The organism is Ensifer aridi (genome assembly GCF_002078505.1).
Lineage (GTDB): Bacteria > Pseudomonadota > Alphaproteobacteria > Rhizobiales > Rhizobiaceae > Sinorhizobium > Sinorhizobium aridi.
The window spans coordinates 132,557-145,258 of the sequence record NZ_LUAV01000034.1; the positions used below are offsets into that span (position 1 = coordinate 132,557).

12 protein-coding genes and 1 pseudogene are annotated in these 12,702 nt (G+C 64.1%); 9 read left to right on the top strand and 4 right to left on the bottom strand.

Going from position 1 to position 12,702, the window contains the following annotated elements:
* The 9 genes and pseudogenes from AYK65_RS25550 to AYK65_RS25590 form a co-directional block, all read left to right on the top strand.
* Positions 1-400 (top strand): annotated as a pseudogene (locus tag AYK65_RS25550) (gluconokinase); the annotation flags it as partial.
* A 292-nt stretch (positions 401-692) separates the two neighbouring features.
* The gene (locus tag AYK65_RS25555; RefSeq protein WP_081161822.1) at positions 693-1,856 is read left to right on the top strand and encodes an isovaleryl-CoA dehydrogenase; all 1,164 of its coding nucleotides are present in this window, start codon (positions 693-695) and stop codon (positions 1,854-1,856) included.
* Positions 1,857-1,895: 39 nt separating this feature from the next.
* Entirely contained in the window at positions 1,896-3,503 is a 1,608-nt protein-coding gene (locus AYK65_RS25560) for a carboxyl transferase domain-containing protein (protein WP_046117196.1), read from the top strand.
* A gap of 15 nt (positions 3,504-3,518) precedes the next feature.
* Entirely contained in the window at positions 3,519-3,902 is a 384-nt protein-coding gene (locus AYK65_RS25565; RefSeq protein ID WP_081161824.1) for a RidA family protein, read from the top strand.
* Between the two features lie 16 nt (positions 3,903-3,918).
* The gene (locus tag AYK65_RS25570) at positions 3,919-5,907 is read left to right on the top strand and encodes an acetyl/propionyl/methylcrotonyl-CoA carboxylase subunit alpha (RefSeq protein WP_026616571.1); all 1,989 of its coding nucleotides are present in this window, start codon (positions 3,919-3,921) and stop codon (positions 5,905-5,907) included.
* The gene (locus AYK65_RS25575) at positions 5,904-6,773 is read left to right on the top strand and encodes a hydroxymethylglutaryl-CoA lyase (protein WP_081161827.1); all 870 of its coding nucleotides are present in this window, start codon (positions 5,904-5,906) and stop codon (positions 6,771-6,773) included. Before AYK65_RS25570 ends, AYK65_RS25575 begins: the two co-directional genes overlap by 4 nt.
* Positions 6,770-7,555 (top strand): crotonase/enoyl-CoA hydratase family protein, encoded by a 786-nt coding sequence (locus tag AYK65_RS25580; protein WP_081161830.1) that lies wholly within the window; start codon positions 6,770-6,772, stop codon positions 7,553-7,555. The genes AYK65_RS25575 and AYK65_RS25580 overlap by 4 nt, the downstream gene beginning before the upstream one ends.
* Positions 7,556-7,629: 74 nt before the next feature.
* Positions 7,630-8,001, top strand: a complete 372-nt coding sequence (locus AYK65_RS25585; RefSeq protein WP_026616574.1) for an MbcA/ParS/Xre antitoxin family protein — start codon at positions 7,630-7,632, stop codon at positions 7,999-8,001.
* A gap of 3 nt (positions 8,002-8,004) precedes the next feature.
* Entirely contained in the window at positions 8,005-8,556 is a 552-nt protein-coding gene (locus AYK65_RS25590; protein WP_081161833.1) for an RES family NAD+ phosphorylase, read from the top strand.
* A 192-nt stretch (positions 8,557-8,748) separates the two neighbouring features.
* Here the strand turns inward: AYK65_RS25590 and AYK65_RS25595 are convergent, their stop codons facing one another.
* Genes AYK65_RS25595 through AYK65_RS25610 form a run of 4 tightly spaced genes read right to left on the bottom strand, consistent with a single transcriptional unit; the run spans position 8,749 to position 12,639 of the window.
* Positions 8,749-9,858, bottom strand: a complete 1,110-nt coding sequence (locus tag AYK65_RS25595) for a sulfate/molybdate ABC transporter ATP-binding protein (protein WP_046117193.1) — start codon at positions 9,856-9,858, stop codon at positions 8,749-8,751.
* A 14-nt stretch (positions 9,859-9,872) separates the two neighbouring features.
* Positions 9,873-10,760, bottom strand: a complete 888-nt coding sequence (gene cysW, locus AYK65_RS25600) for a sulfate ABC transporter permease subunit CysW (RefSeq protein WP_026616577.1) — start codon at positions 10,758-10,760, stop codon at positions 9,873-9,875.
* Positions 10,750-11,607, bottom strand: coding sequence for a sulfate ABC transporter permease subunit CysT (gene cysT / locus AYK65_RS25605; RefSeq protein ID WP_081161836.1), 858 nt, complete (start codon positions 11,605-11,607; stop codon positions 10,750-10,752). The genes cysW and cysT overlap by 11 nt, the downstream gene beginning before the upstream one ends.
* A gap of 6 nt (positions 11,608-11,613) precedes the next feature.
* Positions 11,614-12,639: a sulfate ABC transporter substrate-binding protein gene (locus tag AYK65_RS25610; RefSeq protein WP_026616579.1), complete on the bottom strand. Its 1,026-nt coding sequence runs from the start codon at positions 12,637-12,639 to the stop codon at positions 11,614-11,616.
* Between the last annotated feature and the right edge of the window lie 63 nt (positions 12,640-12,702).

Consider the following 12,702-nt stretch of genomic DNA (forward strand, 5'->3'; position numbering starts at 1 on the left):
CGACGCGTTGCATCCGCCGGAAAACATCAGGAAAATGTCGGAGGGCATACCCCTTACCGACGATGACCGCTGGCCGTGGCTGGCGGCGATCGGGCAGCGGCTGGCGGAGAGCCCGTCGTCCGTCGTCGTTGCCTGTTCCGCGCTGAAACGCAGCTATAGGCAGAAGCTTCGCGAAAGCGCGTCGAAGGGCCTCGCCTTTGTATTTCTGCACGGCAGCGAGGCCGTGCTCGCCGAGCGCATGCGTCACCGCTCCGGTCATTTCATGCCAACCTCACTGCTGCAGACGCAACTCGCGACGTTGGAGGACCCGACGGGGGAGGAAAATGCGGTTGCCGTCGATATCGCCCAGCCGCTGGAAACCATCGTCCGCGAGGCACTCGCCGGGCTCGGGCGGCTGTAGTCTTCCCCCGAAACCTCGTCGTGGAAATGGAGATCGCGATAGCGGTATGAGCCGGGCAGGGCCGGCTCTGGGCCATGGATCGATCTGACCCGACGCATTCTTCTCGACGCACGCAAGCGTCCGTCTTTGCACATCGTGCTTGGCGGCCCGGCTCTTTGGAAGGAAATTAGCCGGCGGCGATGTTATCGTTCGCGACAAGGGCAGCGCGGCGGTAACATGTTGGCGCGCGTTCGTTTCGTTCCTGCCACGGCGATGAGGAGATCGCGGGCAGGGATGTCGGGAGGAGAATGGAATGTTTCAGGGTGGATTGAACTTCGCGCTGGGCGAGGAGATCGACGCGCTGCGCGAGAGCGTGCACCGTTTTGCATCCGAGCGCATAGCTCCGCTTGCCGACGAAGCGGATCGCAGCAATGCCTTTCCGATGCCGCTTTGGCGGGAGATGGGGGAACTCGGCCTTCTCGGCATCACCGCCGACGAGGCCTATGGCGGCGCCGGACTTGGCTATCTCGCCCATTGCGTCGCGATGGAGGAGATCAGCCGTGCTTCCGCGTCGATGGGTTTGAGCTACGGCGCCCATTCCAATCTCTGCGTCAACCAGATCAACCGCAACGGCAGCCCGGCGCACAAGGGCAAATATCTGCCGAAGCTGATCTCCGGCGAACATGTGGGCGCGCTTGCCATGTCGGAGCCAAACGCCGGCTCGGATGTCGTCTCGATGAAGCTCCGGGCGGAGAAGCGCGGCGACCGTTATCTCCTGAATGGCAACAAGATGTGGATCACGAACGGCCCCGACGCTGACGTGCTGGTGGTCTACGCCAAGACCGATCCGGCGGCGGGCCCCCGCGGCATCACCGCCTTCCTTGTCGAGAAGACTTTTCCCGGCTTCTCGCCCGGCCCGAAGCTCGACAAGCTCGGCATGCGCGGTTCGAACACCTCGGAACTCATCTTCAGCGATTGCGAGGTGCCGGAGGAGAACGTGCTCGGCGCCGTCGGTGAGGGCGTCAAGGTGCTGATGTCCGGTCTCGACTACGAGCGGGTGGTGCTTTCGGCCGGGCCGCTCGGCATCATGGCCGCTTGCCTCGATGTCGTCGTCCCCTATCTCCATGAGCGCAAGCAGTTCGGGCAGCCGATCGGCGAGTTTCAGTTGATGCAGGGAAAGCTTGCCGACATGTATGTGACGATGAATGCCGCGCGCGCCTACGTCTACGCCGTAGCGGCGGCATGCGACCGTGGGGAGACGGCGCGCAAGGATGCTGCCGGTTGCATCCTCTATGCGGCGGAGAGGGCGACGGCCATGGCGCTCGAGGCGATACAGGCGCTCGGCGGCAACGGCTACACCAATGACTATCCGGCCGGGCGCCTGCTGCGCGACGCCAAGCTCTATGAGATCGGCGCCGGCACGAGCGAGATCCGCCGGATGCTGATCGGCCGGGAGCTTTTCGCCGAGACCAAGTAGCTGAAACACAGGCGGTTGCCGGGCAGGGTTGGGGGGACCATGACAATATTGCGATCGCACATCTCGCCATCCTCGGATGTGTTCAAGGCGAACCGCGCTGCGATGGCGGAGTCGATCTCGACGGTCGAAGAGGCGGTGCGGTTGGCTGCCGCCGGCGGCGGTGATACGGCGCGCGAACGACACGTCAGCCGCGGCAAGCTCCTGCCCCGCGACCGGGTCGCCTCGCTCATCGATCCCGGCACCCCCTTTCTCGAGATCGGCGCCACCGCCGCGCACGGCATGTATAACGCAGATGCGCCCGGCGCCGGCCTCATCACCGGCATCGGCCGCATTGCGGGGCGCGAATGCATGATCGTCTGCAATGATCCGACGGTTAAAGGCGGCACCTATTATCCGATGACCGTCAAGAAGCATTTGCGCGCCCAGGAGATCGCCGCCGAGAACCGGCTTGCCTGCGTCTATCTCGTCGATTCCGGCGGCGCCAACCTGCCGAACCAGGACGAGGTCTTCCCCGACCGTGATCACTTCGGCCGCATCTTCTACAATCAAGCGAACATGTCGGCGGCAGGGATTCCTCAGATCGCGGTGGTGATGGGCTCCTGCACCGCCGGCGGCGCCTATGTGCCGGCCATGTCTGACGAGACGATCATCGTCGAGAAGCAGGGGACGATCTTTCTCGCCGGGCCGCCGCTGGTGCGTGCGGCGACCGGCGAGGTGGTGTCGGCCGAGGACCTCGGCGGCGCCGACGTGCACACGCGTCTTTCAGGCGTCGCCGATCATCTGGCGCGCGACGACGCGCATGCGCTGGCACTGGCGCGGCGCGCCGTTTCGGGGCTGAATCGCGAGAAACCGTGGTCGGTCGAACTGGCAAAGCCCGAACCGCCTCTCTACGATCCGGAGGAAATCACGGGGATCGTTCCCGCCGATCTCAGGACACCCTATGAGATCCGCGAAGTGATCGCTCGCATCGTCGACGGTTCCCGTTTCGACGAATTCAAGTCGCGTTTCGGCACCACGCTCGTCTGCGGCTTCGCCCATATTCACGGCATCCCCGTCGGTATTATCGCCAACAACGGCGTGCTGTTTTCGGAGTCGGCGGTAAAGGGTGCGCATTTTGTCGAGCTCTGCGCCCAGCGCAGAATCCCGCTCGTGTTCCTACAAAACATCACCGGCTTCATGGTGGGCCGCAAATACGAGACCGAGGGTATCGCCAAGCACGGCGCCAAGCTGGTGACGGCGGTCGCGACCGTGAAGGTACCGAAGATCACCATGCTCGTCGGCGGCTCGTTCGGTGCCGGCAACTACGGTATGTGCGGGCGCGCCTTCTCGCCGCGCTTCCTCTGGACCTGGCCGAACAGCCGCATCTCGGTCATGGGCGGCGAGCAGGCGGCAGGCGTGCTCTCGGCCGTGCGCGGCGAAGCTTTGAAGCGGGCAGGCACGCCCTGGAGCGAAGAGGAGGAGGCCCGCTTCCGCCAGCCGGTGCTCGACCTGTTCGAGCGCCAGAGCCACCCGCTCTACGCATCGGCGCGCCTCTGGGACGACGGTGTGATCGATCCGCGCAAGAGCCGCGACGTGGTGGCGCTTTCACTATCGGCGGCGCTGAACGCGCCCATCGAGGAGACGCGTTTCGGACTGTTCAGGATGTAATGAAGGGCTCTGGAGATGAAGCGCGACCATATCAATGCCTTGAACGCGCCGCAGCCGCACGGCGGCTATTCGCAAGCCGTGAGCATCGAGGAATTTCGGCGGCTGCTTTTCGTCAGCGGCCAGATTCCGGTGCCGTCCGACGAAGTCGTTCCGGAGGGCTTCGAGGCGCAGGCGCGTCAGGTCTGGCTGAACGTCGATGCACAACTCAAGGCGGCCGGCATGGCGAAGACCGATATCGTCAAGATCACGACCTATCTCGCCGACCGGCATCACGTCATGGCGAACCGCGAGATCCGCAACGACTATCTCGGTTCGCATGCGCCGGCGATGACGGTGGTGATCACCGGCATCTTCGATTCCGCCTGGCTCCTGGAAGTCGAAGTGGTTGCAGCGCAATAGATCGGAAAAGACGCGCATGTTTTCAAAACTCCTGATTGCCAATCGCGGTGAAATCGCCTGCCGCATCATCCGCACCGCGAAGCGGCTCGGCATTCGGACCGTCGCCGTCTATTCCGACGTCGACGGGGATGCGTTGCATGTAAGTCTCGCCGACGAGGCGATCCGGATCGGGCCGGCGCCGGCTGCCGAAAGCTATCTGGCGATCGGGCGGATCATCGAGGCGGCGAGGAGCATGCGCGCGGACGCCATCCACCCCGGCTACGGTTTCCTGTCGGAAAATGCCGAATTCGCCGAGGCTGTGGAAAATGCTGGCATGGTGTTTGTCGGACCGACGCCGGCTGCGATCCGCGCGATGGGCCTTAAGGACGCGGCCAAGACGCTGATGGAAAGCGCCGGCGTACCGGTCGTGCCTGGCTATCATGGCGAAGAACAGGACGCGAACTTCCTTGCCGCGCGGGCGGCCGAGATCGGCTATCCGGTCCTCATCAAGGCGCGCGCCGGCGGCGGCGGGAAAGGCATGAGACGGGTCGAGCGGCAGGAGGATTTCGCTGCGGCGCTGGAGGCGGCGCGGCGTGAGGCGGAGGCGGCCTTCGGCGACGGCTCGGTATTGCTCGAGAAATATCTGACGAAGCCGCGTCACATCGAAGTACAGGTCTTCGGCGACCGGCACGGCAACATCGTTCATCTTTTCGAGCGCGACTGCTCGCTGCAGCGGCGGCACCAGAAGGTGATCGAAGAGGCGCCTGCGCCGGGCATGACCGCGGAGGTTCGCCGTGCCATGGGCGATGCGGCCGTACGGGCAGCGCAGGCGATAGGCTATGTCGGCGCCGGCACGGTCGAGTTCATCGCCGACGTGACCAACGGGCTCTGGCCGGACCATTTCTATTTTATGGAGATGAATACGCGGCTGCAGGTGGAGCATCCGGTGACCGAGGCGATCACGGGAATCGACCTCGTCGAATGGCAGTTGCGCGTCGCGGCCGGCGAGCCCCTGCCGAAAAAGCAGGCTGATATCGGCATTGAGGGCTGCTCTTTCGAGGCTCGGCTCTATGCCGAGGATCCGGGTCGCGGCTTCCTGCCGGCAACCGGCCGGCTGGCGCATCTGAGTTTTCCCGACGGCAGCGCGCGCATCGATTCCGGTGTGCGCCAGGGCGACACGATAACCACCTACTACGATCCGTTGATCGCCAAGCTGATCGTGCACGGCCCGAGCCGGTCAGCGGCGCTCAACCGCCTGCAGGCGGCGCTCAAGAAATGCCGCATCGGCGGAACCGTAACCAATCTCGATTTCCTGATCCGCTTGACGGAAGAACAGGAATTCCGCGCTGGCCGGCCCGATACGGGGCTGATCGACCGCGAGATCGAACGGCTGACGGCGCCGGTCGTGCCAGACGACGAGGCGCTGGCGCTGGCGGCGATCATTTCGACCGGTGTGCTGGCTCCGGCTGTCTCGGCCGATCCGTGGTCGTCGCTCGGCTCCTGGCAGATCTGGGGCGATGCGCATCGGACGATCGCGATCGACCAGGCCGGTGGCCGTGCGACCGTGACGCTCGCCGCGCGCGGTCGCGATCAGTTCGCCGTGCGCGCCGGCGCGAGCACGCTGCCGATCCTGGTACTGGAGCGTTTCGAGGATGGTGCCCGGCTGGAGGTTGCCGGGCAGAAGCGCGTGATCCGCTTCGCCAAGGACGGTGATACATTGACGCTTTTCCACAATGGGCGGAATCTGGTTTTCCACCTGCCGGACGCGCTGACCGGCGGGCATGGCAGTGAGATCGCCGACGACGAGCTGATCGCGCCCATGCCGGGGCTGGTGAAGCTGGTGCGCGTCGGTGCCGGCGAGGCGGTCAGCAAGGGACAGCCGCTCGTCGTCATGGAGGCGATGAAGATGGAGCTGACGCTTGCGGCGTCGCGCGAGGGAACGGTGGCAAGCGTGCACGTGGCGGAGGGGGCGCAGGTCAGCGAGGGCACGGTGCTGGTAACGCTCATGGAGGAGGCTGCGCAATGACGCCGCCGGCAAGCGGGCATGTGACGATCGTCGAAGTGGCGCCTCGCGATGGCCTGCAGAACGAGTCCCGGCTCGTCGACACCGAGGACAAGATCAGGCTCGTCGACCTGCTCTCCGATTGCGGTTACGAGCGCATCGAGGTGACGAGCTTCGTGAGCCCCCGCTGGGTGCCGCAAATGGCCGATGCGCCGGCCGTCATGGCCGGCATCGCACGGCGTCCGGGCACGCGCTATGCGGCGCTGACGCCGAACATGCGGGGCTTCGAGGCCGCGCGTGCGGTGCATGTCGACGAGGTGGCGATCTTCGCCTCCGCCTCCGAAAGCTTCTCGGAGAAGAACATCAACTGCTCGATCGCCGAGAGCATCGAACGGTTTCGACCGGTCGCCGAGGCCGCCCGCAATCATCGCATTCCTCTGCGTGGCTATGTGAGCTGCGTTGTCGAATGCCCCTATGAGGGTGCGATCGCGCCGGCTGCGGCCGCCCGCGTGGCGCGGTTGCTTGCCGATCTCGGCTGTTACGAGATCAGTCTCGGCGACACGATCGGGCGCGGCACGCCGGAGGCGGTCGATGCCATGCTTTCGGCCGTACTCGACGAGATTGTCGCGACAAAGCTTGCGGGACACTTTCATGACACGTCAGGGCGGGCACTCGAGAATATCGCGGTCGCGCTGGAGCGAGGCCTCAGAGCGTTCGATGCGTCCGCCGGCGGTCTCGGCGGCTGCCCCTATGCGCCGGGCGCGGCAGGCAACGTCGACACGCTTGCGGTGAACGCCTTTCTCAAGGCGAGGGGATTTTCCACCGGACTTGACGCCGAAAAGCTCGCGCGAGCCGCTCGTTTCGCACGATCCCTGAGGAGCGCGGCATGAAGTTGCAGACAATCCGCTATGCGATCGACGACCGGGGCGTCGCCCGGCTGACGGTTGCGCGTCCGGAAAAACACAATGCCCTCTCTGCTCTTATGATCAGCGAACTCACGGACGTGGCCGGCCGGCTTGGATCCGATGCGACCGTACGGGCGGTCATTCTCGAGGCGGAGGGCAAGAGCTTCTGCGCCGGCGGCGATCTGGAATGGATGCGGCAACAATTCGCGGCAGACAGGCCGACGCGGATCGCGGAGGCGACGCGGCTGGCGATGATGTTCAAAGCGTTGAACGAGATGCCGAAACCGCTGATCGCACGCATCCATGGCAACGCCTTCGGCGGTGGGGTGGGGCTGATCAGCGTATGCGATGCGGTTGTCGCCGAGCATGGTGCAAAGTTCGGACTGACCGAAGCGCGCCTCGGGCTGATCCCGGCGACGATCAGCCCCTATGTCATTGCCCGGATCGGTGAGGCAAGGGCGCGGCCGCTATTCATGTCCGCGCGGATTTTTGGGGCCGAAGAAGCGAAAACCGCCGGGTTGGTGTCGATGGTTGTGAACGTCGCTTCTCTTGACGCTGCCGTCGAGGCGGAGGTCGCGTCTTTTCTGACCGCTGCCCCCGGAGCAGCCGGCCGCGCCAAGCGCCTTGCTCGATCGCTCGGCACGCCCATCACCGATGCGGTCATTGCCGCCACGATCGAGCAGCTTGCCGATACCTGGGAAACGGAAGAAGCCCGCGAAGGGGTTTCCGCCTTCTTCGAGCGCCGCGAACCTTCCTGGCGCGCATGATCGCGGATTGCGCTTGAATTGACTGGAAATTGAACCTAGATTTATGATCTCCTGATCAAAACAGGGAAGAGTTCATGATGGCCATCGATTTCCAGATTCCTGCCGCGCGTTTCGGGGACGGTCATTCTCCGTTTCTGTCGGCGCGGCTGGTTGCCGATAGGCTGGGTATTACGCTTGCCGAGCTGGCCAAGCTCATTGGTGTCGCGCGCAACACGTTGACGGCAAAGTCCGGCATTCGAAAGGTCGACAGTGCCTTGAGTAAGGTCGTCCGCATCCTCGCTATGGCATCCGAAATGGCGGGCGACGAGGCTCGCGCCGTCATCTGGTTCAAGCATCAGCCGATCCCCGGCTGGGCCGGCAAGACGGCATATGATCTCGTCGGCGAAGGCAAAGCCGACAAGGTTCTCGCCTACCTCGAGGCGATCCGCGCCGGCGTCTACGCCTAGCGAATGAGGAGAAGTGTAAGCGGTCTTCCGTCCGCGTCCCGCTCTGGCTCGAAAGCCAACTCGATAACCCTCTGGCGCGCCTTCGTGCCGCGCTGGGCCCACATGCCGCTTTCCGGCGAGGGTGCCGCCCGCTTCGGCGGCCGGTGGAACCCGATCGGCACGCCGACGATCTACGCCGCGCGCGAACTTTCAACCGCCTGGGCCGAATATAATCAGGGTTTCGTGCAGCACCCGGCGCTGATCGTGCAGCTCGAGCTTCGCGATGCGAAGCTGGCGGACCTGACGGATGCCGGCGCGCTTGCGGAACTTGGTGTCGACGAGACCATCCACCGCTGCGAGTGGCGCGACGAACTTGATCGAGGTGCCGTGCCGCAGACGCATAGAACGCAAGTGGATCTCGCCTCCCGCGGGTTTTACGGTGTGATCTATCCCTCGTTCATGTCGCCGGGCGGCACCTGCGTCGCCCTCTGGCGCTGGAACGGTCGCGACGGGCCGAGCCTCGACGTCATCGATCCGGAAGGCCGGTTGCCGAACTCGCCGGCGTCGTGGCTCTAGCATTAGAGCTAAGTGAAACCGCGATCCGGGCGCGCTCCTCATCCGCCTGCCGCCCCTTCTCCGCGCAAGCGAGACAAAGGGTTGGCGGCGCCCGCTGCGCTTGCGGGGAGAGGGCTGGGGTGCGGGGCGAATTTAAGGGCAAACTCGGGAGAACGAAATCAGCAGACTAGGGCGGCGGGAGGGCGCGTGTTCTCAGGTCCCGGTGCGCGCGAGTTCGGCTGCCGGCGTCTCTACCCTCTGCTGCGCCGCGCCCCGCTTCTCCTCCTTGCGGAAGAGCTTCCACTTCGTCGGTCGGAAGGCGACGCGGGTGTGATCGGTCGAGGTCGCGCGCTCCGGCGGCAGCTCGATCTCCACGGAAGGGTGGGCTCGCCCGAGATCGAGTTCGAGGTGGCGGGTGCCGGCCACGCGCCGGCTGGCCGTGACGAGGCCGGCAAGACAGCCGCCGCAGCCGTCGATCAGTTCGATGTCGTGCGGGCGGAAGTAGAGGGTTGCGGTGCCGTCGGGCTCGTTCGCGGCGCGGAGACCGATTGGCCGGTCCTCGAACCAGATCTCGCCATTGGCAAGCGTGACGTTGAGACAGTTCGACTGGCCGATGAAGCCGTAGACGAACGGCGAGACCGGGTGATCGTAGATCTCGTCGGGGGTGCCGACCTGCTCGATGGCGCCCTTGCTCATGACGACCACGCGGTCGGCAAGCTCCAGCGCCTCTTCCTGATCGTGGGTCACGAAGATCGTAGTGTGGCCGGTGCGGTCGTGGATCTCGCGCAGCCACTTCCGGAGCTCCTTGCGTACCTGCGCGTCGAGTGCGCCGAAGGGCTCGTCGAGAAGCAGCACGTTCGGTTCGACCGCCATGGCGCGGGCAAGCGCCACGCGCTGCCGTTGACCGCCGGAAAGCTGGCCCGGGTAGCGCTTCTCGAGACCGGAGAGCTGCACGAGATCGATGAGGTCGAGTGCGCGACGGCGGATCTCAGCGGCGGGCGGGCGGCGGTTGGACGGCCGCACTTTGAGCCCGAAGGAGACATTGTCGAGCACCGTCATGTGACGGAACAGGGCGTAGTGCTGGAAGACGAAACCGATGTTTCGCTCCTGCACGCTCTTTCTCGATGCATCCTGTTCGCCGAAGAAGATCATGCCCTCGGTCGGGCTCTCAAGACCGGCCACCAGTCGCAGCAGGGTTGTCTTTCCCGAGCCGGAGGGACCGAGAAGGGCGATCAGTTCACCGGACCGGATGTCGAGGGAAACGTCTTCGAGCGCCGGGAAGCGGCCGAATTCCTTGCGTATGTTCTGGACGCGGACTTCCATTGGTGTCTGGCCTTTCAATGCCTGCGGCTGGCAGCGATCTCGTCGCTGTAGCGAAGTTCAAGTGCCGTCTTCAAAACGAGCGTTACCAGCGCCAGAAGCGCAAGGAGTGCCGCCACCGCAAAGGCGGCGACGAAGTTGTATTCATTATAGAGGATTTCGACCTGCAACGGCATCGTGTTCGTCTGACCGCGAATATGGCCGGAAACGACCGAGACGGCGCCGAACTCGCCCATGGCGCGGGCGTTGCAGAGCAGTACCCCGTATAGCAGGCCCCATTTGATGTTCGGTAGCGTCACGTGCCAGAAAGTCTGCCAGCCGGTCGCCCCCAAGGAGAGCGCCGCTTCTTCATCACTCGTCCCCTGCTCTTGCATCAGCGGGATCAGTTCGCGGGCGACGAAGGGAAAGGTCACAAAGACCGTGGCGAGCACGAGGCCCGGGACGGCAAAGAGAATCTGGATGCCGTAGCTCTGGAGGATGGGGCCGAGCGCGCTGTTGGCTCCGAAGAGCAGCACGAAGACGAGGCCCGAAATGACCGGCGATACGGAAAACGGCAGGTCGATCAGCGTCGTCAGGAACGCCTTGCCCTTGAACTCGAACTTGGCGATCGCCCAGGCGGCCGCCACGCCGAAGGTGAGGTTGAGCGGCACGGCGATCCCCGCGACCGTGAGCGTCAGCAGGATGGCCGAAAAGGTTTCGGGGTCCCGGAGAGCTGCCAGGAATTCTGCCGGTCCTTTGCGGAAGGCCTCGATGAAGACGGTGGTGAGCGGCAGGAGAAGGAAGAGCACGACGAAGCCGAGTGCGACGGCGATCAACATCGCGCGGGCAAGTCGCGTCTCCGACGTTGCCGCCTCGATTGCCCTGGATGGCGCCGTGATCGACGCGGAGCCGGCATCATGAGCCATAGCCGTACCTCCCTCTGCTCCAAGCCTGGATCATGTTGATGACCAGTAGCATGAAGAAGGACAGAAGCAGCATCACCGACGCGATCGCCGTCGCTGCCGCGTAGTTGAACTCCTCGAGGCGGATGATGATCAACAGCGGCGCAATCTCCGAAACATACGGCAGATTGCCGGCGATGAAGATTACCGAACCGTATTCACCGACGCCGCGGGCGAAGGCGAGAGCGAAGCCGGTGAGACCGGCCGGCAGCAAGCCAGGCAACAGGACCCGGCTGATCGTCTGGAAGCGGTTGGCGCCGAGGGTCGCCGCCGCTTCCTCGACCTCCTTGTCGATCTCTTCCATGATCGGCTGGACTGTGCGGACCACGAAGGGCAGACCGACGAAGATGAGCGCCACGACGATGCCGGCCGGTGTGAACGCGATCTTGATGCCGAGCGGTTCGAGCAGCGACCCGATCCAGCCGTTCGGCGCATAAAGTGCCGTCAGCGCAATGCCGGCCACGGCTGTTGGCAACGCGAAGGGTAGATCGACCATGGCGTCGATCACACGCTTGCCCGGAAAGCGATAGCGCACGAGTGCCCAGGCGAGGATGACGCCGAAGAAGAGATTGACGACGGCCGCAATGAAGGCCGTGCCGAAGCTGATCGTAAGCGCGTTGACGGTGCGCGGATCGAGCGTCAGCTCGATGAATTTCGACCATCCGAGGCCGCTTGAGCGCCAGATCAGGCCGGATATGGGGATGAGTACGATGAGGGTGAGCCAAGCCAGTGTGACGCCGAGCGCCAGACCGAAACCCGGAATGACACTCGGCTGCCGAAACCGCCATCGCGTGCTGCTGCGAGAGGCCATGAAGTACTATTGTCCCGGCTTGTAGATCTGATCGAAAACTCCGCCGTCGGCGAAGAACTTCGGCTGAGCTTCCTTCCAGCCGCCGAATTCGTCAATAGTGACGAGTTTCACCTCGGCGAAGCGGGCGATGTCCGCGGGGTCGGCAGCCTCCGGCTTGAAGGGGCGATAATAGTGTTTGGCGGCGATCTTCTGCCCGACATCGCTGTAGAGGTAGTTGAGGTAGGCTTCGGCCACCTTGCGCGTGCCCTTGCTGTCGACATTGCCGTCGACAAGTGCAACGGGCGGCTCCGCCTTGATCGAAATCGACGGGGTGATGATCTCGAAATTGTCGGGCCCGAGCTCTTCCAGCGATAGGTAGGCCTCGTTTTCCCAGGCGAGAAGTACGTCGCCGAGGCCGCGCTGGACGAAGGTCGTCGTTGCGCCACGGGCGCCGGTGTCGAGGACCGGAACATGCTTGAAGAGCTGAGCGACGTATTCCTGTGCCTTGGCATCGTCGCCGTTGTTGGCGGCGCGGGCCCAGGCCCAGGCGGCGAGGAAGTTCCAACGGGCGCCGCCGGAGGTCTTCGGGTTCGGCGTGATCACCTGGATGCCTTCCTTGGTGAGGTCACCCCAATCCTTGATGCTTTTCGGGTTGCCCTTGCGGACGAGAAAGACGATCGTCGATGTGTAGGGAGAGCTGTTGTTCTCCAGCCGGCCTTTCCAGTCGGCGGGGATCTTGCCGGTTGCTGTGGCGATCGCGTCGATGTCGGCTTCGAGAGCCAAAGTGACCACGTCCGCTTCCAGGCCGTCGATCACCGACCGCGCCTGCTTGCCCGAGCCGCCATGCGACGTCTGGATCGTCACCGTTTCGCCGGTATCGGCCTTCCACTTTTCGGTGAAGGCAGCGTTGAAATCCTTGTACAATTCCCGTGTCGGATCGTAGGAAACATTGAGGATTGTCGCATCCGCATAAGCGAGGCCGACTGAACCAAGCTGTAGGCTTCCGACCACGAGGGCTAATTTAATTATTCCGGCAAGTGTTCTCGAGCTCATCTCGACCTCCATCCTTTGCCAGATAAAACTATCAATTTAATCAACTACCACAACGCAAACTCA

Coding starts and splice junctions, on each gene's coding strand:
- AYK65_RS25555 (WP_081161822.1), top strand. CDS start 693: ATGTTTCAGGGTGGATTGAACTTCGCGCTGGGCGAGGAGATCGACGCG.
- AYK65_RS25560 (WP_046117196.1), top strand. CDS start 1,896: ATGACAATATTGCGATCGCACATCTCGCCATCCTCGGATGTGTTCAAG.
- AYK65_RS25565 (WP_081161824.1), top strand. CDS start 3,519: ATGAAGCGCGACCATATCAATGCCTTGAACGCGCCGCAGCCGCACGGC.
- AYK65_RS25570 (WP_026616571.1), top strand. CDS start 3,919: ATGTTTTCAAAACTCCTGATTGCCAATCGCGGTGAAATCGCCTGCCGC.
- AYK65_RS25575 (WP_081161827.1), top strand. CDS start 5,904: ATGACGCCGCCGGCAAGCGGGCATGTGACGATCGTCGAAGTGGCGCCT.
- AYK65_RS25580 (WP_081161830.1), top strand. CDS start 6,770: ATGAAGTTGCAGACAATCCGCTATGCGATCGACGACCGGGGCGTCGCC.
- AYK65_RS25585 (WP_026616574.1), top strand. CDS start 7,630: ATGATGGCCATCGATTTCCAGATTCCTGCCGCGCGTTTCGGGGACGGT.
- AYK65_RS25590 (WP_081161833.1), top strand. CDS start 8,005: ATGAGGAGAAGTGTAAGCGGTCTTCCGTCCGCGTCCCGCTCTGGCTCG.
- AYK65_RS25595 (WP_046117193.1), bottom strand. CDS start 9,858: ATGGAAGTCCGCGTCCAGAACATACGCAAGGAATTCGGCCGCTTCCCG.
- cysW (WP_026616577.1), bottom strand. CDS start 10,760: ATGGCTCATGATGCCGGCTCCGCGTCGATCACGGCGCCATCCAGGGCA.
- cysT (WP_081161836.1), bottom strand. CDS start 11,607: ATGGCCTCTCGCAGCAGCACGCGATGGCGGTTTCGGCAGCCGAGTGTC.
- AYK65_RS25610 (WP_026616579.1), bottom strand. CDS start 12,639: ATGAGCTCGAGAACACTTGCCGGAATAATTAAATTAGCCCTCGTGGTC.